Genomic DNA, 23,369 nt, shown 5'->3' on the forward strand with positions numbered 1-23,369 from the left:
TCGAAAAGAAATGGATTTCGACGATGAGCTCTCATGGCATCGACATCACCGGGATCGGCGCGCTGTCCGGCTACGGCTGGGGCGCATCCGCACTGTGGGACGGCCTCTTCACCGGCAAGGCGGCGGCCACCCTGCACCACGACCAGACCAGACCCGGGCACAATCCGGTGTGGCTCGCGAAAGTTCCCGACGGCGGGGACGAGAACGACGGATCGAGTCGATTCGGGCGTGCACTTCGCGGGGCCGCACGCGAAGCCGTCGAAGATGCGTTGGCGCGTGGCTGGCAGCCGGGTCGACGGGTGGGTCTGATCCATGCCGTCGTCCTGGGTGAAGTGGACGAGTGGCGCAACTTCTATCTGCGCGACGGCGGAGAACGCCGTGTTCGGGACTACCTGACGCTGATGCCGTCTACCCCGGTGTCGCTGTTGATGCAGGAATACGGCTTTCACGGCCCGGCGATGAACGTCTCGGCGATGTGCGCGTCGGGCAACGCCGGTCTGCTCACCGCCAAGATGTGGCTCGATACGGCATTCGTCGACGACGTGGTGTTCGTCGCCACGGATCTGTCCCTGACTCCGGAGAACATCGACCACTTCGTCAAGCTCGGCGTCGGTGTCGTGGACGTGGAGCCGCAGGAAGGCTGCCGGCCGTTCCAAGAAGGTAGCCGCGGTTTCGGAATGGGCGAGGCCGCAACGGCATTCGTACTGTCGACGCGCAGTTCGGCGTCGTACGCACGGGTGCTGGGCGGTTCGATGACACACGACGCGTTTCACGCCACCTCGATCGACCCTGCGCTCACCCAGGTGCGGGACTGCTTCGAGCAGGCCTTGGCCGACGCCGACGTCACTGCCGAGCAGGTGCGGTATCTCAACGCCCACGGACCCGGCACCGCGCAGTGCGATGCAGCGGAAACCACCATGTTGGAGACGGTGCTGGACTCCCACGCGCAGGTGTATTCGGTGAAGCCGTTGACCGGACATTGCCAAGGCGCGGCGTCGGCGATCGAAACCATCTCTGCGGTGATGGGATTCGAGCGTGGACTCGTGCCCGCAGCCCCGCAGGTATCCGACGCGCACCCGTTGCTGCTCGACGGTTTCACCGCTGCGGAGCCCGGCTTGACCGTCAAATCGTCCCTGGGAATGGGCGGACACAACTCGGTGGTGGTGCTGGCACCGGCATGAGTCGTCATCGGGGGCTCGGCAGCTCGCGTGGGCTGCCGAGCTCACGAGCGCCGCTCGGCGATCGAGCGATCAGCCTGTGCTGACGGCAGTTTCGACAATGCGATAGAGGATCCGGGTGATCTGCTCGACGTCGTGACGGTCTCGAGGCGAGTACCGCAGGACGTAGGGCTCGGGAAGTCCGATCGGTGGGCGGCCGGCCAGCGGATGCAATCTTGGTGATTGCCCACCCCACCATGTTGGCGGGTAGCCCACCGGGGCCGAGTGCTTTCCATGCCGCGTAGTCCTCGGCGATGTTCACGAGCCGAGGACATTGGAGGCTTTCACACCGACACTGCCTCGCCACAGATTCCGCACTGCTCGAACTGGACCCGCTTCCACCGAGCAACGGGGACGAAGAACAGCGTGAATTGCTGGTACTGCTTCATGCGCGCCCACTGCGTGGCGTTGTGGCACCGCGGGCAGGTCCGCGTCGAGCCTGGGCCGACGTGTTTGCGCTTGCTGCCGAAACCGAAGAGTAGGAACATCACCCCAGCATAGGTGTCACGAACATCCGCCGAACTCGGCGCAGCACGGTCACCGTCGCGTTCTTCTCGACTGTGACCGTGCCGGCAGGGTTGGTGTCAGCTCGCGATCATGCCGTGTGGATCGATGACGAATTTCTGAGCGACTCCGCTGTCGAATTCGCGGTAGCCCCGCGGTGCGTCGTCGAGGGTGATGACCGTCGCGTTCACCGCCTTCGCGATCGAAACACGTTCCTTCAGAATCGCATTCATCAACTCGCGGTGGTAGCTCATCACCGGGCACTGCCCGGTGGCGAACGACAGCGACTTGGCCCAACCGGTGCCGAGGCTGAGCGACAGAGCTCCGCGCTGAGCAGCCTCGTCCACGCCGCCGGGATCGCCGGTCACGTACAACCCCGGGATGCCGATGCCGCCGCCTGCCGTGGTGATGTCCATGAGCGAGTTGAGAACCGTGGCCGGGGCCTCCCTCGACGAATCTCCACCGTGACCGCGGGCCTCGAAGCCCACCGCATCCACCGCGGCATCGACCTCTGGCACACCGAGAATCTGTTCGATCTGATCCTGCGGTGCACCCTTGCCCACGTCGACGGTCTCACAGCCGAACGTTCGCGCCTGGGCCAACCGGTCGGCGTTCATGTCGCCCACGATCACCACCGACGCTCCCAGCAACTGCGCACCGACCGCAGCAGCGAGGCCGACCGGTCCCGCGCCCGCGATGTACACCGTCGCACCGGGTTTGACTCCTGCGGTGACCGCTCCGTGGAAGCCGGTGGGGAAGATGTCCGAGAGCATGGTCAGGTCGAGAATCTTCTCCAGAGCCTGATCACGATCGGGGAACTTCAGCAGGTTGAAGTCTGCGTACGGTGCCATGACGTACTCGGCTTGTCCGCCCACCCACCCGCCCATGTCGACGTAGCCGAAGGCCGAGCCAGGTCGATCGGGGTTGACGTTGAGACAGATTCCGGTCTTGCGCTCCTTGCAGTTTCGACACCGCCCGCAGGCGATGTTGAACGGAACCGAGCAGATGTCCCCCACCTTCAGGAACTCGACGTCGCGTCCGACCTCGACGATTTCGCCGGTGATCTCGTGGCCGAGCACCAGCCCCTCGGGCGCGGTCGTGCGCCCACGAACCATGTGCTGGTCACTGCCGCAGATGTTGGTCGAGACGACCTTCAGAATCACTCCGTGCTCGCACTTGCGTCCGACGTTGGCCGGATTCACTCCGGGGCCGTCGGTCAACTCCAGGCCCGGAAAAGCGATGTCCTGCACCTCTACCTTGCCTGGTCCTGCGTACGTCACTGCTCTGTTGTCTGCCATGAGTTCTCCTCTTCGGTGAGTGAGCTGCGCGACCGGCGGGCCGAGATCATCGAACTGATCGCGCATATGGCCCGCATCACACCAGTATGCACAGGCGCGCATGCGAGCGCTGCGAGTAACCCCGATCCGGACATAGGCGGCAAGGACCACCCGAGACGAACGCACCGTGTCGGATCCGCCCACTTCGCGATGCAGGCACTTGACTCGACACGATGTTAGCGCTCACACTGTGTTGCACACGTCACAGTCGGTGACCCACGAAGGAGATCTGAATGCCGGTTGACCGATACACGGTTGGGGTCGACTTCGGCACCCTGTCCGGACGCGCCGTCGTCGTTCGGGTGTCCGACGGCACCGAAATCGCCTCGGCAGTACATGATTACCGACACGCAGTGCTCGAGGAGACGCTGCCCGACGGCACGGTCCGATTGCCCGACGCATGGGCCCTGCAGGTACCGGACGACTATCGAGACGTCCTGCGTCGGGCGGTACCCGCCGCGCTGGCCGCTGCGGGCATCGAGGCCGAGCAGGTGGTCGGCATCGCCACCGACTTCACCGCGTGCACCATGGTGCCCACCTACGCCGACGGCACTCCGCTGTGCGAAGATCCGCGCTTCGCCGATCGACCGCACTCGTACGTGAAATTGTGGAAACACCATGCGGCACAGGGGCAGGCGGACCGCATCAACGAACTCGCCGCGCGTCGCGGTGAGAGTTGGCTGCCTCGTTACGGCGGACTGATCTCCTCGGAATGGGAGTTCGCCAAGGCACTGCAGATTCACGAGGAAGATTCCGAGATCTACGACGCGATGGACCGATGGGTCGAAGCCGCCGATTGGATCGTGTGGCAACTGTGCGGACACTACGTACGCAACGCCTGTACCGCCGGTTACAAGGGCATCTATCAGGACGGGCACTACCCGTCCGTGGACTTCCTCACCGAACTGGCACCGGGCTTCGGTTCCTTCGTCGCCGACAAGCTCGATCAGCCTCTGGGCGAGTTGGGTTCTCGTGCAGGTACGTTGACCGCCGAGGCTGCGCGATGGACCGGACTTCCCGAGGGCATAGCCGTCGCCGTCGGCAACGTCGATGCGCACGTGACGGCACCCGCGGCCGGAGCGGTGGAACCGGGCCGAATGGTCGCCATCATGGGGACCTCGACCTGCCACGTGATGAGCTCGACCGTCCTGAAGGAAGTTCCCGGCATGTGCGGGGTTGTGGACGGCGGAATCGTCGCCGGATCGTTCGGCTACGAGGCAGGCCAGAGCGGCGTAGGCGACATTTTCGGATGGTTCACGCGCACTTCGGTTCCCGCGGCGTACAGCGAGGCGGCTGCTGCGGCAGGTGAGTCGGTGCACGAGCACCTGACCCGCCTCGCGCAGGCGCAGGACGTGGGCGAGCACGGACTCGTCGCGCTCGATTGGCACAGCGGGAACCGGTCGGTTCTGGTCGATCACGAGCTCTCCGGCCTGGTCGTCGGGACAACGCTGGCCACGCGTCCCGAGGACACCTACCGTGCGCTGCTCGAAGCAACGGCATTCGGAACCCGCGTCATCGTGGAAACCTTCCGCAACAGTGGCGTCCCGGTCGAGGAGTTCGTCGTCGCCGGCGGGTTGGCACGCAACGCGCTGCTCATGCAGATCTACGCCGATGTGCTGCGAATGCCGTTGTCGGTCATCGCCTCCGCACAGGGACCTGCTCTGGGATCTGCCATCCACGCGGCGGTGGCGGCCGGGTGCTACCCGGACGTGCCCGTCGCCTCGAAGTCGATGGGCAAGGTACACCGGGCCGCTTTCGTGCCCGACGAATCGCGATCGAAAGCCTACGACTCCCTGTTCGAGATCTATCTGGGATTGCACGACCGGTTCGGCCGGGACGTGCCGACCATGCGCCGTCTGCGAGCACTGCGACGTGACGCGCTGACCCGAAGGGTGGATGCACGATGACCGTCGTCGACGACGTGCGCGAGGCCATCGAGCAGATCCGCCGCGACGTCTGCACCCTGCACGCCGAATTGATGCGGTACGGACTGGTCGTGTGGACGGCAGGCAACGTCTCGGCGCGGGTTCCGGGCCGGGATCTGATGGTCATCAAACCCAGTGGCGTCTCGTACGACGATCTCACGCCCGGCAACATGGTGGTGTGCGATCTGTACGGCAAGGTGGTCGAGGGTGACCATGCGCCGTCATCGGACACCGAAGCGCAGGCCTACGTCTACAGACACCTAGATCACATCGGCGGTGTGGTGCACACACATTCGCCGTACGCGGTGGCGTGGGCGGCCCGAGGAGAACCGATTCCCGTGGTCACCACGATGTGCGCGGACGAGTTCGGCGGAGACATCCCGGTCGGACCCTTCGCCACGATCGGCGACGACTCGATCGGCCGCGGCATCGTCGACACCCTCGCGGACAGTCGATCTCCCGCCGTGCTGATGCAGAACCACGGTGTGTTCGCGGTGGGACCCACCGCTCGATCGGCGGTGAAGGCGGCTGTCATGTGCGAGGACGTCGCGCGATCGGTACATCTGTCCTACCAACTGGGACAGCCACTTCGCATTCCGAGCGCATCGGTCGACGCGCTCTACGACCGCTATCAGAACGTCTACGGCCAGCGCTGACCGGCGCGCCGAATCTTCTCTCCACGGAGGTACTCCCATGTCCGAAGTATGGTTTCTCACCGGTAGTCAAAGCCTCTACGGGCCCGAGACCCTCGAACAAGTAGCAGCCCAGTCTCGCGAGATCGCGGACAAACTCGATGCGGCACTTCCTGTCTCGGTGGTCTGGAAGCCGGTTCTGCTCGACGCGTCGTCCATCCTCGGCACCATGCGCGAGGCCAATGCCGCCGGCGAATGCGTGGGCGTGGTGACGTGGATGCACACCTTCTCCCCCGCCAAGATGTGGATCGCCGGCCTCGATGCGTTGGACGTTCCGCTGCTGCACCTGCATACGCAGGCGGGAATGTCGTTGCCCTGGTCCACGATCGACATGGAGTTCATGAACCTCAATCAGGCCGCCCACGGTGATCGCGAGTTCGGGCACGTCGAGTCCCGGGTGGGGGTTCTGCGCACGATCGTGGCGGGCCACGTCGACAATCCCGCGGTTGTGGAGCGTGCGGAGCAGTGGGTGCGAGCGGCCCTCGGCCGAGCGGAGCTGAGGTCACTGCGCCTGGCACGTTTCGGCGACAACATGCGCGACGTCGCAGTGACGGAAGGCGACAAGGTCGAAGCGCAGTTGCGATTCGGAGTCTCCGTCAACACCTACGGCGTCAACGATCTGGTCGAGGTGGTGGACGGAGTGAGCGACTCGGCGATCTCGGACCTGATCGACGAATACCGCTCGTCCTACGACATCGCACCGAGCCTCGACAAGGGCGGTGACCGTCACGAATCCCTCCGCTACGGTGCCCGTGTCGAAGCCGGGCTGCGGCAGTTCCTCACCGAGGGGGGATTCAAGGCCTTCACCACCAACTTCGAGGATCTCGGCGGACTTCGTCAGTTGCCCGGGCTCGCAGTGCAGCGCCTCATGGCCGACGGATACGGCTTCGGCGGCGAGGGTGACTGGAAGACCTCGATGTTGTTGCGCGGCATGAAGGTGATGGCCGAGGGACTCGACGGTGGAACGTCGTTCATGGAGGACTACACCTACAACCTCGTTCCCGGTGCGGAGAAGATCCTCGGCGCACACATGCTCGAGGTGTGCCCGTCGATCACCGCCTCGCGGCCCACCCTGGAGATCCATCCACTGTCCATCGGTGGCCGCGAAGACCCGGTGCGACTGCGATTCACCGCCGATCCAGGACCCGGCGTAGTCGTCGGACTCTCGGATGTCGGTGAACGATTCAGATTGACAGCCAACGTGATCGACGTCGTCGAGCCCGACGAGGCGCTGCCGAAACTACCCGTGGCGTGCGCTGTGTGGGAACCGCAGCCCTCACTCGCGGTGTCGGCGGAATCCTGGCTGACGGCCGGTGCGCCCCACCACACGGTTCTGAGCACCGCCATCGGTCTGCCTGTGCTGGAGGCATTCTCGGACATGATCGGCGTCGAACTGCTCACCATCGATGCGGGCACCACCACGCGTGGATTCCAACAGACACTGCGATGGAACGCGGCCTACCACCGACTCGCAGCGAGGTTGTGAGGTCGGCGATCATCCATGTCGTCTGCGATATTCCTGTTCGGCTCCGGGGTGGAGGGGGATGCTGCCGGTCATGACCAGCGACCGCGCATCGAGAAATTGGCTGCCGATCGCCTGGCTGGGAACCAGCCCGGACGACTGATCGAGAAGCACACCCACCAGCGCAGCGACAACGCGGTCCGGCACGTCCGGATGTGCCAGGAGAAGATTCGGAATGCCCACGGAGGTCACCTCCGGATGTTCGCCGTACACGTTTGCCGGTACCAGCACAGCCTCGTACGCGGTACCGAATTCGCGTCTGAGATCAGCGACGACGGTACCCAGATCGAGTAGACGAATCGCGGCTCGAGGCTGGGCAAATGCCGGTGTCGGCAACCCGCCCGCCCACATCACGGCGTCGACTTCGTTGGCCGTCAGGGCATCTGCCGCTGAGCTCATCGAGAGCTGAACCTGTTCGACAGCACCGTCTTCCGAAACACCCGCTGCGCGGAGGACTCGCTGAGATACTTCGGTGGCACCGGATCCCGGGGCACCGATGCTCACGTTTCGTCCTCGCAGATCGTCCACGGACTCGATGGTCGAGTCTGCTCGCACGGCCACTTGGAAGTAGTTCTCGTAGACGCACCCGACTGCCGCCAGCTCTCCGCTCGGATGACTGTAAGCAGCGTCCATGAGCGTCAGTGCCAGCTCGGCCTGCCGAGAACCCAGTGCCTCGAGGTTGTCGACGGAGCCGGCCGAGGTGAGCGGAACAATCTGCGCTACAGCGGTTTTCGCGACAGATTCGGACAGCAGTCCGGCGAACTCCCAGAAGAAGCCACCGACCTCGCCTGCAGCGAGGCGCAGCTGCATCGGCGGATCCGAGGCGCAGGCACCCGCGAAAGCAGCGCTCAGTGCCAACAGACCGGCCTGCAGCGCCGTTCTACGCGAGAGCGACGCTGCATGCTCGGCCATGTCAGTCACTGTAGGGCGTCACAGGTCACTGGAACGCTCGACCCTGCTCTCGGTCGAGTACGGTCTCGGACTTGTTGCGCAGTACGAAGATGTACACAAGCAGCGAGATGGCGATCACGACCGTCACGTAGAGGATGAACCAACCCACGTGCTCGCCGTTCTTCGCGGCTTGGTAGATCAGTGGTGCTGTGCCACCGAAGGCCGAGTTGGCGAGTGCGTATCCCAAGCCGACGCCGAGTGCGCGGACGTGAGAGGGGAACAGCTCTGCTTTGACGATCGCATTGATCGAGGTGTAGCCGGTGAGGATGACGTAGCCGACGCACACCAGGGCGAGCGACTGCACCACCGACGTCGCCGTCGGCAGGTACGTGATGAGTACGTAGGTGTACAGCACGCCTCCGATACCGAAGAAGACGAGCAGCGGCTTGCGGCCCACCTTGTCGCTGATCATTCCGCCGATGGGCTGCAGCAGCATGAGGAAGACCAGGCCGGCGAGGTTGATCCAGGTACCGGTCATCCCCCGGTCCTCGTACGCGGTCTTGACCATCGAGGGTGCGTTGACGCTGTAGGTGTAGAACGCAATGGTGCCACCGGCCGTCACCATGAAGCAGATCAGCAACGCCCGCCAGTGGTTGGCGACCAACTCCTTCAAGGAACCGGAGGCTTTGTCCGCACCGCTGCGAACGGCGTCGAGTCGATCCTCGGTCAAGGATTCGTCCATGCTGCGGCGCAGCCAGAAGACCACCACTGCCGCGACTCCGCCGATGAAGAAGGCTATGCGCCAACCGAAGTTCTCGATCTGTTCGCGCTCGAGGAACACCTGCATCAGCAGCAGAGTCACCTGTGCGAGCACATGCCCACCGACGAGGGTGACGTATTGGAACGACGAGAAGAATCCCCGACGCTCGCGCGTGGCGGCCTCGGACATGTACGTCGCCGACGCACCGTACTCACCACCGGTGGCGAAGCCCTGAACCAGCCGGCACAGGATCAGGATCACGGCGGCCCATACGCCGATGCTCTCCCGTCCGGGAGTGAGCGCGATGACCAGCGAGCACGCCGCCATCATCGAGACGCTGAACGTCAGTGCAGCCCTGCGCCCGTTGCGGTCCGCGTAGCGGCCGAAGAACCACGACCCGACCGGTCGCATCAAGAACGTGACCGCAAAGATCCCGTACACGTAGATGGTGGAGTTCTTGTCGGCGGAGTCGAAGAACTGATTCTCGAAATACGTCGCGAAGACGGTGTAGACGTACACGTCGTACCACTCGACCAGATTTCCGGACGACCCCCGCAACGTGTTGAAGACGGCACGGCGGGTGGCAGCGCGAGAGGAGACGGGTGGACTCGGGAGCGTCGAACCGGTGATCGAGGTGGCCTCGTTGGCCATGGTTTGGTCCTTCCACATTCAGCGGACAGTTGGGCTGCCGGTCAACGATCGGCAACCGAAGCCTCCCTACTGTGACGGCAAGCACAGCCGGAACCAAGCCGTTTCGGATTTCCTAACACTCCCTTAGGAAATGACTTTCGGAAGGCGCAGTTCGATCCGCAGTCCCACTGGCCGACGCTCCATGACCCGAAGGGATCCGCCGGCTCGCTCGGTCAGGGCGTGGACGATCGACAGACCCAGACCGGTACCGTCGCCGTGCGAACCGGACGCTCGATAGAACCGATCGACGACCTTGCCGAGTTCGTCGGTGGGCACGCCCGGTCCGTTGTCGGACAACCACATCGTGACGTCCGCGTCACTGCTTCGATAGTCGATCTCGATGCCGGAGCCGGAGCCGGCGTACTTGGTTGCATTGCTCAGCAGAGCGTCGAGAATTCGAGTCAGGTCGTCCTCCGACATTGCAACGCGACAATCCGCATCGGCATCCGGCTCCGAGACGTGAACGGTCATTCCCGCCACGACTATCGTGCTGGACCAGAATTCGACTCGATCTGCGACAACCGCACCGAGATCGCAGCCGGGAGACCGGGTGCTCGCCGGGGTTTCGGCAGCTGCGAGAACGAGCAGACCTTCCACCACGGAGCTCAAACGATCCACCTCGAGTGTGGTCCGCCGGTGCGCATCGGTCGCCGAATCCGGCACCCGCATTCCCAGCACGTCCATCCGAATTCGCAATGCTGCCAGTGGGTTCCGGAGAGAATGGGCGGTGTCGGCCACCAATCGACGTTGCGCAGCGGTGGCGGCCTCGACGTCGTCGGCCATGGCCTCGAAGGCACTGGACAGCTCACGCACCTCCGGTGGCCCGACGTAGGGTACCGGCTCGAGTCGGTGCGACCCCTCGACCGACACCTGATCGTGGAACTTGTCGCCGAACGAATGGACTCGCGAGGACAATGCGCTCAGCGGACGAACGACCCAGCGCGACAACGCAACAGCGATCACCGCGACCGTCGCGAGGATCAGCATGGCACCGACAGCGATGACCACCCAGGCAATCGCGACGTCCCTGCGCGCAGAATCGGTGGACGCCTCTAGCACCACTGCGCCGTCCACTTGCGTTCCCCCACCGACCGGGGCGGCAATCAACACCGAGGAATCCGACCACGGCGTCAGACTCGACGGTAGGTCGCCGCGCTGATTGCGCAGCGCTCCTGCCACCGACTGCTGGACGTCGACACGCTGCACGTCCAGGCCTGATTCCGCCCGCACCCCTCCGGTGCGATCGACGACGACAACTCCCTCGTCGTACAGACTGTTGTAGCGCTGCACCGATTCTCGAATACGGGCTTCACCGGATTCGTCTTCTCGCGAGCTGAGTTCCGCAAAGAACGATGCTGCGGCGGCCCGATTCTCGCCGAATCGTTGGGCTCGTTCGCGACCGACCAACAGCGCGAGGGGAACCGACAGAGCAAGCACGACCACAGTGGAGTAGATCATCAACACCAAAAGGACACGCCGCCGCACGTCAGGTATCCCAGCGGTAGCCGAAGCCGCGGATCGTGACGATGGCACCCGGGCGAGAAAGCTTGGAACGCAACGCCGTCATGTGTACGTCGAGCGTTCGTGAGATCGCGACGTAGGCGTCACCCCAGATGGCGTCCATCAACTGTTCCCGGCTCACTGCTTCACCGCGTCGCGTCACGAGATGAGCCAACAGGTCGAACTCCTTGGTGGTCAGCGCAACAGCGCGTCCGCTGACTTCGACGGCACGGCCGGAGAGATCGACGACGATGTCACCGAGCGTCAGCCTGTCGGCCGTGGGTTCGGTGGCCGCGCTTCGACGATGCGCGGCCACCTCGAGTCTCGCGTGCAATTCACCCAATCGAGCCGGCTTGACGACGTAGTCGTCGGCACCGCCGCGCAGGGCCCGCACCACCGAGCGCTCGTCGTCTCGCGCCGTCAGCACCACCACCGGAACCGAACTCAGCGTCCTGAGCTTCCGGAGAACTTCCAGGCCATCCATGTCGGGCAGTCCGAGATCCAGCAGCACGACATCCATCTCGTGATAGCCGAGCAGGGCGTCGGCACCGCGGCGCATGCGGACAGGCGTGTGCCCCACCTCGGTCAACGCGTCCACCAACGCATCACCGAGTCCGTCGTCGTCCTCCACCACAGCTATTCGCATCGAACTCAAGATAGGCCACTGGACGCGCGCGGACGTGACTGTTCACCATCGGGTGTCATTCGCGGGATGCCGCCGTTGAGTGACGGTAGTGAACGCACGGCTGCGGCCCGTGGGAGCACCCAGTTCGTCAAGCAGGTGTACTTGCGCGAAGTCCGGGTGCCAGAGCGATATCGATGACTTGCTCGAGCGTCAATACACCCTTGGCGTTCACATCGATTCGGGTGCCGTCGATCGCGCTCGCAACGACGCGAGTCGTGTGCGTGCTGTCCTGGATGTCGAGCACAGTTCCGTCTGATTCCTCCGACCGCTGGTCGACGAAGCCCGCGAGGCACGGACCAGCGGGCTGAGCGGACAACCCGACGGTGACTGTCAGCGTGCCGGTCCGGTTGCCGACGGTGACGGTTCCGAGCGCATCTGCCTCGCCGTCGATCGACTGCCGTACTGCGCCCGCGTCGAAGCCGAAGGTCGGTGCGAACGGTTCGGGTTCGACGGTCGCTCCGGTGGGAAGTGCCGCGATCAGGGCATCGGTCATCGACTGTGCTTTGGAGTCGAATCTCCACGGCACTTCGGAGTTGTCGGCGTCGCCCTCGATGGCGAATGCGTAGTTCACTCGCACCGAGTCCTCGGGCTGAATGACCTCCGCGCAACCTGGAATCGTGATCGGGTCGGGCTGCGGTTCGTGCAGCAGTCCGGCAACAACCGTGCCGACAGCAACAATCCCGACGATCACTGCAACCGTCGACCATACCGAGCCCCGTGCGCCTGTCGATGTCATACGGTCCTTGTCATTTTCGGAACGTTGCGTGTCGCGGGGTGTAGTTCTGTGCTCACTGGGGCACACCCACAGTGTCCAACCTATGGCGACTCCTCGCCCCGACCCTGTGGAGACTTCATGACAATGCCGACCGACGCAAGCGATGCAGTTCCGTCCGAAGGCAGCAACGACGGCCCACGCGAGCACACCGCCGAAACGGACGCGGTCGAGGGCGCACACGTGGACGACGAGAACGTGCCACACCCTCCCGAGAACGGAAACGTGCAGAACTGAACCGCGAGTCGACGGCATGATCGGTACGTGATCACGAACCGTCCGTCGAACAGTTCCGCAGGTTGGCGCAGTCGTCACCGTGGCGGTGGAAGACCGTCGAGTTCGAGCTCCTACCTTCTCCCCACACACTGCCGGTTCACGCATGGATTCGTCGTCCTGGAAATATGCGCGTGGAGGACGCCAAGGGCAAGGTTGTCGAAAGAGTGTGCGCTGGTGTGCCGTTCGCCGACACGGTCGTGCAGTACTCGAACGGTGCATGTAGTCCGGCGGAGGGGCGTTGGCCGTCGGACACTTCACCGACGTTCGACTCCGACTGCCTCGTGTCTGCTCTACCGTCCATCACCGATTCATGGCTCGTGGATTACGACGATCCGTTCTACGAGAACTACCAGTGGATCGCCATGCTCAACCCGATCGAACTCACCCGCTCTGCTCACGATCATTCGTCCACCGAGACGGTCACGGAACTGTCCGAGGTGAGGGCCGTCGAGCATCACGGCCGACCGGCCTGGCAGGCGACTGTCGTCACGACGAACCGATACGAAGCCCGATGCGAGTGCTGTGCTCTGCTGAGCGGGCACTACGACTTCGAGGCGGACCACTGGGTCCCGGGACCACCGGAAACCGTGCGACTGGACGTCCAAACCGGCATCTGCGTCTACGTCGGCTCTCCTGGCGACGGATCGACCACAGCACCGGACCTCGACCTGACGATCATCGCCGTCGACGCTCGGATGGACGACCATCTGTTCACGGGCGGTGCCCACGCGGGAGAAACAACCTGACCGGTGGCCGGATTCGAGCTCGAATTGCACGGCCGGCTTGCCCGAGTTCGACTCGTGGACAACGAAGTCGCGGCAAACGCGCGCGCATTCGCCAGGCGCGCGCGAGTTCGTCGACGATTCCGCGAGCATTCGGCGAACGCGCGCGCGTTTGCGGTGAACAGGGAGAAGCTCGGCCACCCGAGCGAACGCGCGCGCGTTTGCGGCGATCTCTATGTTCGGCGCAACGGAATGATGCTGCGAACTCGTTCGTCCCGCAGCCACAGCGCTCCCCACGCGACGATTCCCACGTAGATCGCGAAGAACACTGTGCTCAGCAGCGGCTTCTCGACGCGCCAATTGGTCAGCACCGCACCGCCGAGATAGCCGGTGAGCACGATGGCACCCAGAATCGACGTCACGGGAACTGCGTAGAGAACCAAGATGACGAGCATGACGATGCCGGTGATCGGCGCCATCTCGTCGCGCAGACCGAGGTCGACCGACGCGTCCTTCACCACCTGCAGATTCAGAATGTGGCTGATCGCGTCGAACAGAAGAAACACGATCACGAGGATCTGTAGAACGAGGCCGATCCGCGGGGCGATCTTGCCCGGCGTTGTGGTGTGGGTGGTGGTCATGGCTGCCTCCTCGGTAGCGGTCGAGGTCACTTCTTGGACCCGGGCCAACCGCAAAAGTCACCGCCCGCGCCCCGATCAGTAAGGTCGAGGGATGACTGTGCGAGCAGGTGTGGTGGTCACGGGAACCGAGGTTCTGGCCGGTCGCGTCACGGACCGGAACGGCCCGTGGGTGGCTCAGCGACTTCTGGAGATGGGGGTCGACGTCGCACACATCACCGTCTGCGGTGATCGGCCGGACGATCTGACGGCGCAGGTTCGGTTCCTGGCCGATCAACGCGTCGACTTGATCGTCACCACCGGCGGTTTGGGTCCGACTGCCGATGACCTCACCGTCCCGACCGTCGCCGCACTGTACGGCCGCGAATTGACACTGGACCCCGAACTCGAAGATCGCATCCACGCGATCGTCCAACGGTGGCGAAGCCGGATGAGTTCTGCAGCCGACTCCGAGCCGCTGCGCGCCGGTATCCGAAAGCAGGCGATGGTTCCCCTCGGCGCGCAGTCGATTTCACCGACCGGAACCGCACCCGGGGTAGCGATACCCGCCGACGACTCCAGATCACTGCCCGCCGTCCTCATCCTGCCCGGCCCACCTCGCGAACTGCAGGCGATGTGGCCGGAGGCCCTCGACAGCGCACCCGTCGCCGAGGTTCTCGCACGCCGCACGCACATGCGTCAGGACACCATTCGCGGCTATCGATTGTCCGAGGCCGACCTTGCCGCAACGCTGCGGACAGCCGAAAGCGAGATCACGGGATTCGGCGATCTCGAGATCACCACCTGTCTGAGCCTCGGCGAGCTCGAAATGGTGACCCGCTATACCGAGTCGGCGAGAACTGCCTACGCCGATCTCGAACGTCTCATCGAAAAAATCCATGGCACACAGGTCTTTTCGACCGATGGTTCCACGATCGACGACATCGTGGCACACCGTCTGTCCGGGCATCGCATCGCCACGGCAGAATCGTGCACCGGAGGGATGATCGCCGCACGTCTCACCGATCGCGCAGGATCGTCGGCGTACGTCATCGGCGCGGTGGTGTCCTACGCCAACGAGGCCAAGACCGGCCTGCTCGACGTCCCCGCAGAGGTCATCGAGCAACACGGAGCCGTGAGCGAGCCGGTGGCCGCGCTGATGGCCGAGGGAGCGCTGAACCGACTGAACGTCGACATCGCGGTATCGACCAGTGGAGTCGCAGGCCCGGGCGGGGGCACCGAGGCAAAACCGGTCGGCACCGTCTGTTTTGCCATCGCCTCCACCGGCCGGCCGACCGTCACCCGCACCCTTCATCTCCCCGGCGACCGGGCAAGTGTGCGTGCACTGTCCACCACCGCGGCAATGCACATGCTCGCCGACACGTTGGAGCCGGCGACCGACGCCTGAAGCTTGCTGCGCACTGCCGTCTAGTTAGGTTCGGCATTCCTTATATAGACTCCGTCGGTGCTCAGCGAGATGACCTACCTCGACCGCCCCGGCGTGCGCTTCGCGCGCGACCTCGGCCGCTTCGGTGACGACCCTGCTCTGATCACGACCGACGAGACGCTCACCTACCGTGACCTCGACGAACGCGTCGAGCATCGGGCATCGGAACTCGGAACGACGCGTCGTCTCGTGCTGATCGCCGGTTCCAACGACGTCGACGTGATCGTCACGTATCTGGCGGCGTTGCGGGCCGGGCATCCGGTGCTGATGGCTCCGGGCGAGAATCCTGGCCACTTCGACGGCCTGATCGACGCCTACCGGCCCGATGTAGTGGTGCGCACCGTCGACGGCCGCAGTGTCGTCGACAAGGACGACCGACGGCCCGCGCACCACTTGCACCCCGACCTCGCGTTGCTTCTGAGCACGTCCGGCTCCACCGGTTCGCCCAAACTCGTCCGACTCTCACACCGAAACGTGCAGTCCAACGCCGAGTCGATCGCCGAATATCTCGGCATCCGGGCCACCGACCGAGCAGCGACGACCCTGCCCATGCACTACTGCTACGGATTGTCGGTCGTGCACAGCCACCTCCTGCGCGGTGCCGCACTGATTCTGACCGATTCGTCCGTCGCCGATCCGGACTTCTGGACCCTCGTGCGGACCCAGCGCGGAACGACGTTCGCCGGCGTGCCGTACACCTTCGATCTGCTCGACCGGATGGGGTTCGAGGAGCTGGATCTGCCCGATCTGCGCTACATCACGCAGGCCGGTGGCAAGATGCCGCCGGACCGCGTCCGGAAGTACGCCGAGCTCGGTCGACGACGGGGATGGGACCTGTTCGTCATGTACGGGCAGACCGAGGCAACCGCCCGAATGGCCTATCTGCCATCCGATCTGGCCGCCACTCACCCACACACCATCGGCCGTCCGATCCCCGGGGGAGCCTTCCGACTGGAGACGGTCGACGACTGTCCCAGTGGGACAGGCGAACTCGTCTACTCGGGGCCGAACGTCATGCTCGGCTACGCCGAGAGTCCCGACGACCTTCGCCTCGGTGACACCCTCGCAGGCGAACTGCACACCGGCGATCTCGCGCGACTCACGGACGACGGATTCTACGAGGTGGTGGGCCGCCGAAGTCGATTCGCGAAGGCCTTCGGCCTGCGTATCGACCTGCAGCGCGTCGAGTCCGCGCTCGCGCAGCACGGTTTCACGGCATGCTGCACCGGTGGTGTCGACGAGCTGGTCGTCGTCATGGAGGGCGGAGACATCGACGCCGTCCGCCGCACTGCCGCGCAAACCAGTGGCCTTCCCGCTGCAGCGGTTCGGGTGTGTCTCGTCGACCGAGTGCCGCGAACGCCCACCGGTAAACCCGATCTGCGAGCGGTGGCGGACATCGCTGCCCGGCAGGATCTCGTCACGTCGGACACCGTCCCACCTACCGCCGATGTGAAGGCTCTGTTCGCCGAGATCCTGCACTGCTCACAGGTGGAGGACGACAGTACGTTCGTGAGTTTGGGCGGTGACTCGCTGTCGTACGTCCGTATGTCCCTGCGGCTGGAGGCCATGCTCGGCCATCTGCCCGAAAACTGGCACACCACACCGGTGCGAGACTTCGATCGAGGTCCGCGCTCACGCCGCGGCTGGCACCGAGTGGAGACGAACGTTCTGCTGCGCGCCCTCGCGATCCTGCTGATCGTCGGCTCGCACATTCACCTGTTCGCGGTACTCGGCGGGGCTCACGTGCTTCTCGGGATAGCTGGCTACAACTTCGCCCGCTTTCACCTCGGGGCCGCAGATCGCACCGAACGAACACGACGTGTGCTCCGAAGCGTCGCGCGGATAGCGATCCCCAGCATGGTGTGGATCGGACTCGTCATTGCCCTCACCGGGGACTATCGAATCACCAGTGCATTTCTGCTCAACGGGATCCTCGGCCCGGACGGGTGGTCCGCGGAATGGCGATACTGGTTCGTCGAGGCGATCGTGTACATCGTGCTCGCGGCTGCCGCGACACTGTCCGTTCCGTGGCTCGATCGGCTCGAACGTCGTCACGCGTTCTGGTTCCCGATGGGCCTCGTGGGCCTCGGACTCCTCACCCGGTACGGGCTGGTCGACATCGACGACAGCCCCAACCGCATCCTGACCGCGTCGGTGGTGTTCTGGTTGTTCGCGTTGGGTTGGGCTGCGGCGCAGGCAAATACGATCCGGCAACGCCTGTGTGTCACGGTAGCCATCGTGGCCACCGTTCCCGGGTTCTTCTTCGGCGACACGCAACGAGAAATCATCGTCACCATCGGCCTGTGCATGGTGGTATGGCTGTCGTCGGTTCCGTTCCCCGCGTTGCTGGGGCGGGTGGCAGGAGTTCTGGCGAGCGCCTCCCTCTTCATCTACCTCACCCATTTCCAGGTCTATCTGCCGCTGCGCGACGACCATCCCTGGCTGGCATTCGCCCTGTCGATCGTCGTCGGGATTCTCTACTGGCAGGCGGTCGAATTCGCACTTTCCCTCCGAAGTCGAATCGTCGACGTATTCGCGGGCCTCCCGAGACAACGCGCGTCCGACTTGTCAGACTCCCGACCACGAGCGCACAATTTGGCACCATGGCATTGATCTCGAAGGGCTTCGTGGGCCGACGACGCGGCGACGACGGGCGCACTCCCCCCGGTCAGTACCTGACCAAGGACTTTCCCGTCCTCGCGATCGGGCCCGCGCCGGTGGTCGCGACCGACACGTGGTCCTTCTCGATCGCCACCGAACGCGGCGACACTCGAAGCTGGACCTGGGACGAATTCGCGGCACTTCCGCACGAGAGCCCGACCGTCGACATCCACTGCGTCACCAAATGGTCGAAGCTCGACACCACGTGGAAGGGTGTGAGCCTCGACGTTCTGCTGGACGGACTCGACACCGATGCCGGCTTCGTCGTGGTGCACGGGTTCGACGGCTACACCACCAACCTCCCCCTGGAGGACCTCAGGGACGGGAAGGCCTGGCTGGTCACCGAGTTCGACGGCGCTCCCCTGGCTCGCGAACACGGCGGTCCCGCACGGCTTCTCGTTCCGCATCTGTACTTCTGGAAATCCGCGAAATGGATCTCACGCATCGAGCTCACGGTGGAGAACGAGCAAGGCTTCTGGGAGCGTGGTGGATACCACGACTACGGGGATCCGTGGCGCGAGCAGCGATACCAGGGCGACTGACGTGACATCGGCGGCCGGGGCGAAACCCTGGCTCGTTGCCACGGTGGCGGCCATGCGGCGTGAGACACCCACTGCGTCCACCCTCGTTCTCGACGTCGACGGTTGGCCCGGCCACCTTGCCGGGCAGCATGTGGACGTCAAGCTCACCGCCGAGGACGGCTACAGCGCACAGCGAAGCTACTCCGTGGCGTCGGCACCCGACGGCACGTCGCGTATCGAGATCACGGTGCAGAACGTCGCGGACGGCGAGGTGTCGCCCTACCTGGTCGACGTCGTCGAAGCCGGTGATCGCATCGAAATCCGCGGTCCGGTGGGTCGATGGTTCGTCTGGCGGCCGTCCCAGCCCTCCGAGAGACCGTCCCCGCCGATCCTGTTGGTGGGTGGCGGTTCCGGCATCGTCCCGCTCCGCGCGATGGTCCGCGCTCAGGCGTCCGCAACGGGTGGACGGGTGCCGTTCCGGGTGCTGTATTCGGTGCGCGAGCCCGCGGAGGTCTACTTCGCGGACGAGTGGGCTCGCCCTCCGGCGGGCGTGGACATCACCATGATCCACACGCGGCGTGCTCCTGCCGGCAACGCACGGCCGCTCGGCCGCATCACGATCGAAGACCTCGACGCCCACGGATGGCCGGCGGAGTTCGAACCACGCTGCTACATCTGCGGTCCCACGAGCTTCGTCGACACCGTGGCCGACATGCTGGTGGAGCGGGGCCACTCGGCAGCGAACATCCGAACGGAACGTTTCGGACCGAGCTGAAGGGCGATGAATCAGACGATGCCGCGGAGAAACTCGATCTTCAGGCGGCTGTAGTCGTCGGTCCACTGTGAATCAACCGACATGAACGAGTGGTCGAGTCTCGCCTGATTCTTGCTGTACAGGTTCAGGCGATTGGCGACGCCCATTCTGTCCAGCTGGGCGCTCAGTTCGGCTGCCTGGTCGGGAAAAGTCCCGGTGTTGCCGTCGGAGATGAAACTCGGTGGAAAGTCGGCGGTGACATTGTCGATGATGTTCGCCTGCGCAAGCAAAGCGGTGTCGGTGGTGTCGAGATAGCTTCGGGCGGCGATGTCGAAGAAGAAACCGTTCGACGGGCTCGGTGATTGCGGTGCGCCCGCTCTACCGACGTCGAGGGCTGCACTCTCGAACACGATCGCCTTCAGAGCACTTCGGTCCATGGTGGGTTCGATACCCAGTGCTCGCGCGTACTCGGAGTTGGTCTGCACGGCGGCGTAATTGCCCACGATGTGACCACCCGCGCTGGTTCCGGCGAGCACGACGCGACTCATGTCGAGTCCGTAACGGTCGGCGTTCGTTTCCAGGAACTGCATGGCCTGGCCCAGTTGTATTGTCTGCGTGGGGAATCGGTAACTCGGTGCGAACGCGTAGTTCACCGACACCACGTTGTAGCCGGCGTCGAGCATGGGGCCGGCCCACGACGCACCGGCGGAATCTGCGCTAGGAGCACCGTCCGTTTTGTCGCCGACGATCCAGCCACCACCGTGAATCGTGACGTATGTGGGCCGGCTGACCGATGGATCGTCGTCGGCGATGTAGATGTCGAGGAACGAATTCGGAAGCGTCGAGCCGTATTCGACGTCGTTGGTGAGGCGCGCACCGTCGACCACTGTCGTCGCAGTCCGGGCGTCGGCCTCGAAGGAATTGCTCTGCCCCACTGCATGCAGGGATCGAATCAGCGGAGCCGGACTGGCCGCCGTGCCGACGACCACCGCCGAGACCAGCAATGCAACAGCTGCAGCGACGCCGACCGGGATTGCGGTGGCCACCCTCCGCGTGGAGGCCCTCGAACGGCCTGCCCATGCCGACGCGAGCATGAAGAAGCCGAGCGCCGTTGCCGCGGTCAAGGTCGTGACCCACAGTGCGTGAAGGCCCGTCACCAACCATGCCGCCTGAGCGACCACGACGACACCGCCGAGCGCGGTTCCCAGCGCGGCGGGCTTACCGGCGCGGGACACGCGCACCAGAGCGATCGACACGACAGCCACGGCGATGACCCACAATCCCACCGCGAGCTGCTGCCGGATGAGGACGAACTCGAGCCACGCGAGTACGACGCCGACGCCGCCGGTGGCCGCGAGCGCAGTCGTCATCGCTCTAGTAGGACGCGCTGATCCGCCCTCGATGCCGTAAGGCACAGTCTTCCCCTCTTCGTTCGCGAGTGCGCTACCGAGCAGAGGCGTGACGTTGTCTGTGCAGTTCGCGAACGGTGTCGCCGAACTCGGCCACCGGACCGTCCACAACTATGCCCGGCACGATTTGTTCGATGGGCGACGCCGTGATTGCCAGTGGTGCAGCACCGAATTCTTCGAGCCACGTGAGCAATTGAGCCGTCGATGTGGCGTAGACGATGCGACCGAGTCCGACGATTCCGTGGCTCGCAGCACACATCACGCAATGCTCACCGGAGGTGTAGACCGTCGAGGATCGACGCTGATCGGCGTCCAGGTTGGTCGCAGCCCACCGCGACAGTGCGATCTCGGGGTGCTGGGTGGGATCGTTCAGGTCGCCGACCCTGTTCCTGTCCTCGGCCAACACTTCGCCGCTGTCCGACACCAACAGCGAGCCGAACGGATCGTTGCCCGTTCGCACTGCGTCCGTTGCCAGATCCACGGCCCGGGCCAGGAATGCACGGTCGCTCGCGGAGATGTTCACACGGCACCGGTGCCGACGATCGAAGTTTTCACGCCCTCGACCGTACCGTCTCGAAACACACCGCCTGCTGGACCAGTCGTACAGCACCGCCGCTGGGTATGGTCGGCGGGTGAGCTTCTCGGTACGGCCTGCGACGTCGTTCGCGGACGTGCGTGCGATTCTCGGCCCGAAGAATCCGACCTCGTCGGTGTGTTGGTGCCTGAGTCACCGCATCGATTCCGCGACCAACAGGTCACTCGTCGGCCCGGAACGCGCCGCGTACGTCGAGAAGCTGACGCGACGAAAAGTCGCGCCGGGTGTGTTGGCCTACGACGGAGACGAGGTGGTCGGCTGGGCTGCGGTCGCGCCGCGCGCGGAGTTACCGTTCGCGCGGTCCAACAAGATTCCGCACGTCGACGATCTACCGGTCTGGACGGTCTGGTGCTTCCGAGTCAAGGCCGGACATCGCCGACGCGGGATTGCGCATGCGTTGCTGGACGGCGCGGTTCGGTTCGCAGCCGATCACGGCGCTCCCGCGATCGAGGGTTATCCGGTGGACAACAAGGGTGCGAAGGTCGACCTCACGATGGCCTACGTCGGCACCCGCGGGTTGTTCGAGTCGGCGGGCTTCGAGTTCGCAGCCGAGACGACGTCGGTATCCGGCGGTATCCCACGGGTGATCATGCGAAAAGATCTTCGCCGCTGAGGCCTACCTCCGCAGTGTCACCCGCCCCCGAAGGTCCGTCAGCGTCTGTGCACCCATCAACTGCATCGTCCGGGTTGCCTCCGATCGGAAGATGTCGAGGGCGGATGTCACACCTCTCTGTCCGCCGGCCATGAGCCCGTACAGATACGCGCGCCCCACCATCCCAGCCGTGGCTCCCAACCCCACCGCGGCTATCAGATCGGATCCGGTCGTTATTCCGGTGTCGACGTACACCTCGACGCCGGACCCGACCGCATCGACCACCTCGGGGAGAAGTTCGAGAGGCGTCGGTGCGCGGTCCAACTGGCGACCTCCGTGATTGGACACCACCAGCGCATCGGCGCCTGCGTCGACGACGTCACGCGCGTCGGCGACGTCCTGAATTCCCTTCACCACAAGCTTTCCCGGCCATTCGGAGCGCAACCATTCGAGATCGGCCAGCGTGAGCGCGGGGTCGAACATACTCTTGACCAGCTCACCGACGGTACCCTCGAAGGACGTCAGGTTTGCGAACTCGAGCGGTTGGGTGGTCAGCAGATTCAGCCACCAGCTGGGGTGCCGTGTCATGTCGGCCAGGGTTCGCACGTTCAGAGTCGGCGGGATCGTCATACCGTTGCGCACGTCGCGCAGACGGTTGCCGGGAACGGGTGTGTCCACGGTGAGAACGAGTACGTCGACCCCCGCCTGCGCCGCCCGTTCGACGAGGTCCCGGCTGGCCGCCCTGTCCTTCCACAGGTACAGCTGAAACCAGTTGGCACCGGTCGGTGCCGTACTCGTCACATCCTCGATCGTTGCGGTACCCATCGTCGAGAGCGCGTACGGCACACCGGCCGCCGCTGCCGCGCGTGCCACCGCAGTTTCGCCCTCGTGCTGCATCATTCTGGTGAAACCGGTGGGGGCAAGGATCAACGGTAGCGTCGCTGTCCGACCCAGAATCGACGTCGAGGTATCGACTGCGCTCACGTCTCGAAACACGTGCGGTCTGAACTCGATTCGTTCGTACGCCGCCCGAGCGCGCTCGATGCCGACCTCGCCCTCGGCACCGCCGGAGACGTACTCGAAGACCGAACGCGGGGTGCGCCGACGAGCGATCTCGGCGAGGTCACCGATGGTGTGCGCTCGAGAAAGACGTCTGTCGACGGGATCGCCTCTCGTCGCACGCATTTCGAGAAACGGTGCCACCTCTCGCCAACGAGGAAGCCTCCGATGTGTCCGCGGTCCGTTCGTGTCGGCAGAGTCCGTCATCGATTCGCCTTTCG

Annotated in this window: 22 protein-coding genes; 11 read left to right on the plus strand and 11 right to left on the minus strand. The window is 64.6% G+C overall.

The features are described 5' to 3' along the window. Positions 1 to 23: 23 nt before the first annotated feature. On the plus strand, positions 24 to 1,181 hold the full coding sequence (locus tag NY08_RS10000) for a beta-ketoacyl synthase N-terminal-like domain-containing protein (RefSeq protein ID WP_045196137.1): 1,158 nt from the start codon (positions 24 to 26) through the stop codon (positions 1,179 to 1,181). A 320-nt stretch (positions 1,182 to 1,501) separates the two neighbouring features. Here NY08_RS10000 and NY08_RS10005 read toward each other — a convergent pair whose 3' ends face one another. Together NY08_RS10005 and fdhA are read right to left on the minus strand one after the other, a co-directional pair. Then, positions 1,502 to 1,705: a zinc-ribbon domain-containing protein gene (locus tag NY08_RS10005; protein ID WP_045196139.1), complete on the minus strand. Its 204-nt coding sequence runs from the start codon at positions 1,703 to 1,705 to the stop codon at positions 1,502 to 1,504. Positions 1,706 to 1,801: 96 nt separating this feature from the next. Beyond that, the gene (gene fdhA, locus NY08_RS10010) at positions 1,802 to 3,019 is read right to left on the minus strand and encodes a formaldehyde dehydrogenase, glutathione-independent (RefSeq protein WP_045200100.1); all 1,218 of its coding nucleotides are present in this window, start codon (positions 3,017 to 3,019) and stop codon (positions 1,802 to 1,804) included. Positions 3,020 to 3,291: 272 nt separating this feature from the next. Here fdhA and araB point away from each other — a divergent pair, with 272 nt between their 5' ends. The 3 genes from araB to araA are packed head-to-tail and all read left to right on the plus strand — an operon-like array spanning position 3,292 to position 7,161. Then, positions 3,292 to 4,965 carry a ribulokinase gene (gene araB, locus NY08_RS10015; RefSeq protein ID WP_045196141.1) on the plus strand — a complete coding sequence of 558 codons (1,674 nt, stop codon included), beginning with the start codon at positions 3,292 to 3,294 and terminating at the stop codon, positions 4,963 to 4,965. Continuing rightward, positions 4,962 to 5,639 (plus strand): L-ribulose-5-phosphate 4-epimerase, encoded by a 678-nt coding sequence (locus NY08_RS10020; protein ID WP_045196143.1) that lies wholly within the window; start codon positions 4,962 to 4,964, stop codon positions 5,637 to 5,639. The genes araB and NY08_RS10020 overlap by 4 nt, the downstream gene beginning before the upstream one ends. A gap of 37 nt (positions 5,640 to 5,676) precedes the next feature. Further along, positions 5,677 to 7,161: an L-arabinose isomerase gene (gene araA / locus NY08_RS10025; protein WP_045196145.1), complete on the plus strand. Its 1,485-nt coding sequence runs from the start codon at positions 5,677 to 5,679 to the stop codon at positions 7,159 to 7,161. A gap of 9 nt (positions 7,162 to 7,170) precedes the next feature. On the opposite strand, the gene NY08_RS10030 is transcribed toward araA, so the two are convergent. From NY08_RS10030 to NY08_RS10050, 5 genes are all read right to left on the minus strand, one after another. Next, complete coding sequence (locus NY08_RS10030; RefSeq protein WP_045200102.1) at positions 7,171 to 8,109, minus strand: TAXI family TRAP transporter solute-binding subunit; 939 nt, start codon at positions 8,107 to 8,109, stop codon at positions 7,171 to 7,173. A 25-nt stretch (positions 8,110 to 8,134) separates the two neighbouring features. Further along, positions 8,135 to 9,499 (minus strand): MFS transporter, encoded by a 1,365-nt coding sequence (locus NY08_RS10035; RefSeq protein ID WP_045200104.1) that lies wholly within the window; start codon positions 9,497 to 9,499, stop codon positions 8,135 to 8,137. A 123-nt stretch (positions 9,500 to 9,622) separates the two neighbouring features. After that, on the minus strand, positions 9,623 to 10,996 hold the full coding sequence (locus NY08_RS10040) for a sensor histidine kinase (protein ID WP_045200106.1): 1,374 nt from the start codon (positions 10,994 to 10,996) through the stop codon (positions 9,623 to 9,625). Positions 10,997 to 11,024: 28 nt separating this feature from the next. After that, on the minus strand, positions 11,025 to 11,684 hold the full coding sequence (locus NY08_RS10045) for a response regulator transcription factor (RefSeq protein ID WP_045196147.1): 660 nt from the start codon (positions 11,682 to 11,684) through the stop codon (positions 11,025 to 11,027). A 127-nt stretch (positions 11,685 to 11,811) separates the two neighbouring features. After that, the gene (locus tag NY08_RS10050; RefSeq protein ID WP_045196149.1) at positions 11,812 to 12,459 is read right to left on the minus strand and encodes a hypothetical protein; all 648 of its coding nucleotides are present in this window, start codon (positions 12,457 to 12,459) and stop codon (positions 11,812 to 11,814) included. A gap of 117 nt (positions 12,460 to 12,576) precedes the next feature. Between NY08_RS10050 and NY08_RS26250 the strand changes: the two genes are divergently transcribed. Together NY08_RS26250 and NY08_RS10055 are read left to right on the plus strand one after the other, a co-directional pair. Then, entirely contained in the window at positions 12,577 to 12,732 is a 156-nt protein-coding gene (locus tag NY08_RS26250) for a hypothetical protein (RefSeq protein WP_176459362.1), read from the plus strand. Between the two features lie 164 nt (positions 12,733 to 12,896). Further along, positions 12,897 to 13,517 (plus strand): hypothetical protein, encoded by a 621-nt coding sequence (locus tag NY08_RS10055; protein WP_235387153.1) that lies wholly within the window; start codon positions 12,897 to 12,899, stop codon positions 13,515 to 13,517. A gap of 209 nt (positions 13,518 to 13,726) precedes the next feature. Here the strand turns inward: NY08_RS10055 and NY08_RS10060 are convergent, their stop codons facing one another. Next, the gene (locus NY08_RS10060) at positions 13,727 to 14,134 is read right to left on the minus strand and encodes a DoxX family protein (RefSeq protein ID WP_045196153.1); all 408 of its coding nucleotides are present in this window, start codon (positions 14,132 to 14,134) and stop codon (positions 13,727 to 13,729) included. 91 nt (positions 14,135 to 14,225) lie between these two features. On the opposite strand from NY08_RS10060, the gene NY08_RS10065 reads away from it, so the two are divergent. From NY08_RS10065 to NY08_RS10080, 4 genes are all read left to right on the plus strand, one after another. Beyond that, positions 14,226 to 15,518 carry a competence/damage-inducible protein A gene (locus NY08_RS10065; protein ID WP_045196155.1) on the plus strand — a complete coding sequence of 431 codons (1,293 nt, stop codon included), beginning with the start codon at positions 14,226 to 14,228 and terminating at the stop codon, positions 15,516 to 15,518. A gap of 69 nt (positions 15,519 to 15,587) precedes the next feature. Then, positions 15,588 to 18,170, plus strand: a complete 2,583-nt coding sequence (locus tag NY08_RS10070; RefSeq protein WP_082074011.1) for an AMP-binding protein — start codon at positions 15,588 to 15,590, stop codon at positions 18,168 to 18,170. After that, positions 18,161 to 18,760, plus strand: a complete 600-nt coding sequence (locus NY08_RS10075) for a sulfite oxidase-like oxidoreductase (protein ID WP_045196157.1) — start codon at positions 18,161 to 18,163, stop codon at positions 18,758 to 18,760. The genes NY08_RS10070 and NY08_RS10075 overlap by 10 nt, the downstream gene beginning before the upstream one ends. A gap of 52 nt (positions 18,761 to 18,812) precedes the next feature. Further along, a complete protein-coding gene (locus tag NY08_RS10080; protein ID WP_045200110.1) occupies positions 18,813 to 19,514 on the plus strand; it encodes a ferredoxin reductase in 702 nt (233 codons plus the stop codon). Positions 19,515 to 19,525: 11 nt separating this feature from the next. On the opposite strand, the gene NY08_RS25110 is transcribed toward NY08_RS10080, so the two are convergent. Beyond that, positions 19,526 to 20,863 (minus strand): alpha/beta hydrolase, encoded by a 1,338-nt coding sequence (locus NY08_RS25110; RefSeq protein ID WP_052683745.1) that lies wholly within the window; start codon positions 20,861 to 20,863, stop codon positions 19,526 to 19,528. Positions 20,864 to 20,936: 73 nt separating this feature from the next. Further along, positions 20,937 to 21,425 (minus strand): nucleoside deaminase, encoded by a 489-nt coding sequence (locus tag NY08_RS10090; protein ID WP_045196162.1) that lies wholly within the window; start codon positions 21,423 to 21,425, stop codon positions 20,937 to 20,939. A 109-nt stretch (positions 21,426 to 21,534) separates the two neighbouring features. On the opposite strand from NY08_RS10090, the gene NY08_RS10095 reads away from it, so the two are divergent. Further along, positions 21,535 to 22,110 (plus strand): GNAT family N-acetyltransferase, encoded by a 576-nt coding sequence (locus NY08_RS10095; RefSeq protein WP_045196164.1) that lies wholly within the window; start codon positions 21,535 to 21,537, stop codon positions 22,108 to 22,110. Between the two features lie 3 nt (positions 22,111 to 22,113). Here the strand turns inward: NY08_RS10095 and NY08_RS10100 are convergent, their stop codons facing one another. Continuing rightward, a complete protein-coding gene (locus NY08_RS10100) occupies positions 22,114 to 23,274 on the minus strand; it encodes an alpha-hydroxy acid oxidase (RefSeq protein WP_235387154.1) in 1,161 nt (386 codons plus the stop codon). Between the last annotated feature and the right edge of the window lie 95 nt (positions 23,275 to 23,369).

It is taken from the genome of Rhodococcus sp. B7740, assembly GCF_000954115.1.
In the GTDB taxonomy this organism is placed as follows: Bacteria; Actinomycetota; Actinomycetes; order Mycobacteriales; family Mycobacteriaceae; genus Rhodococcoides.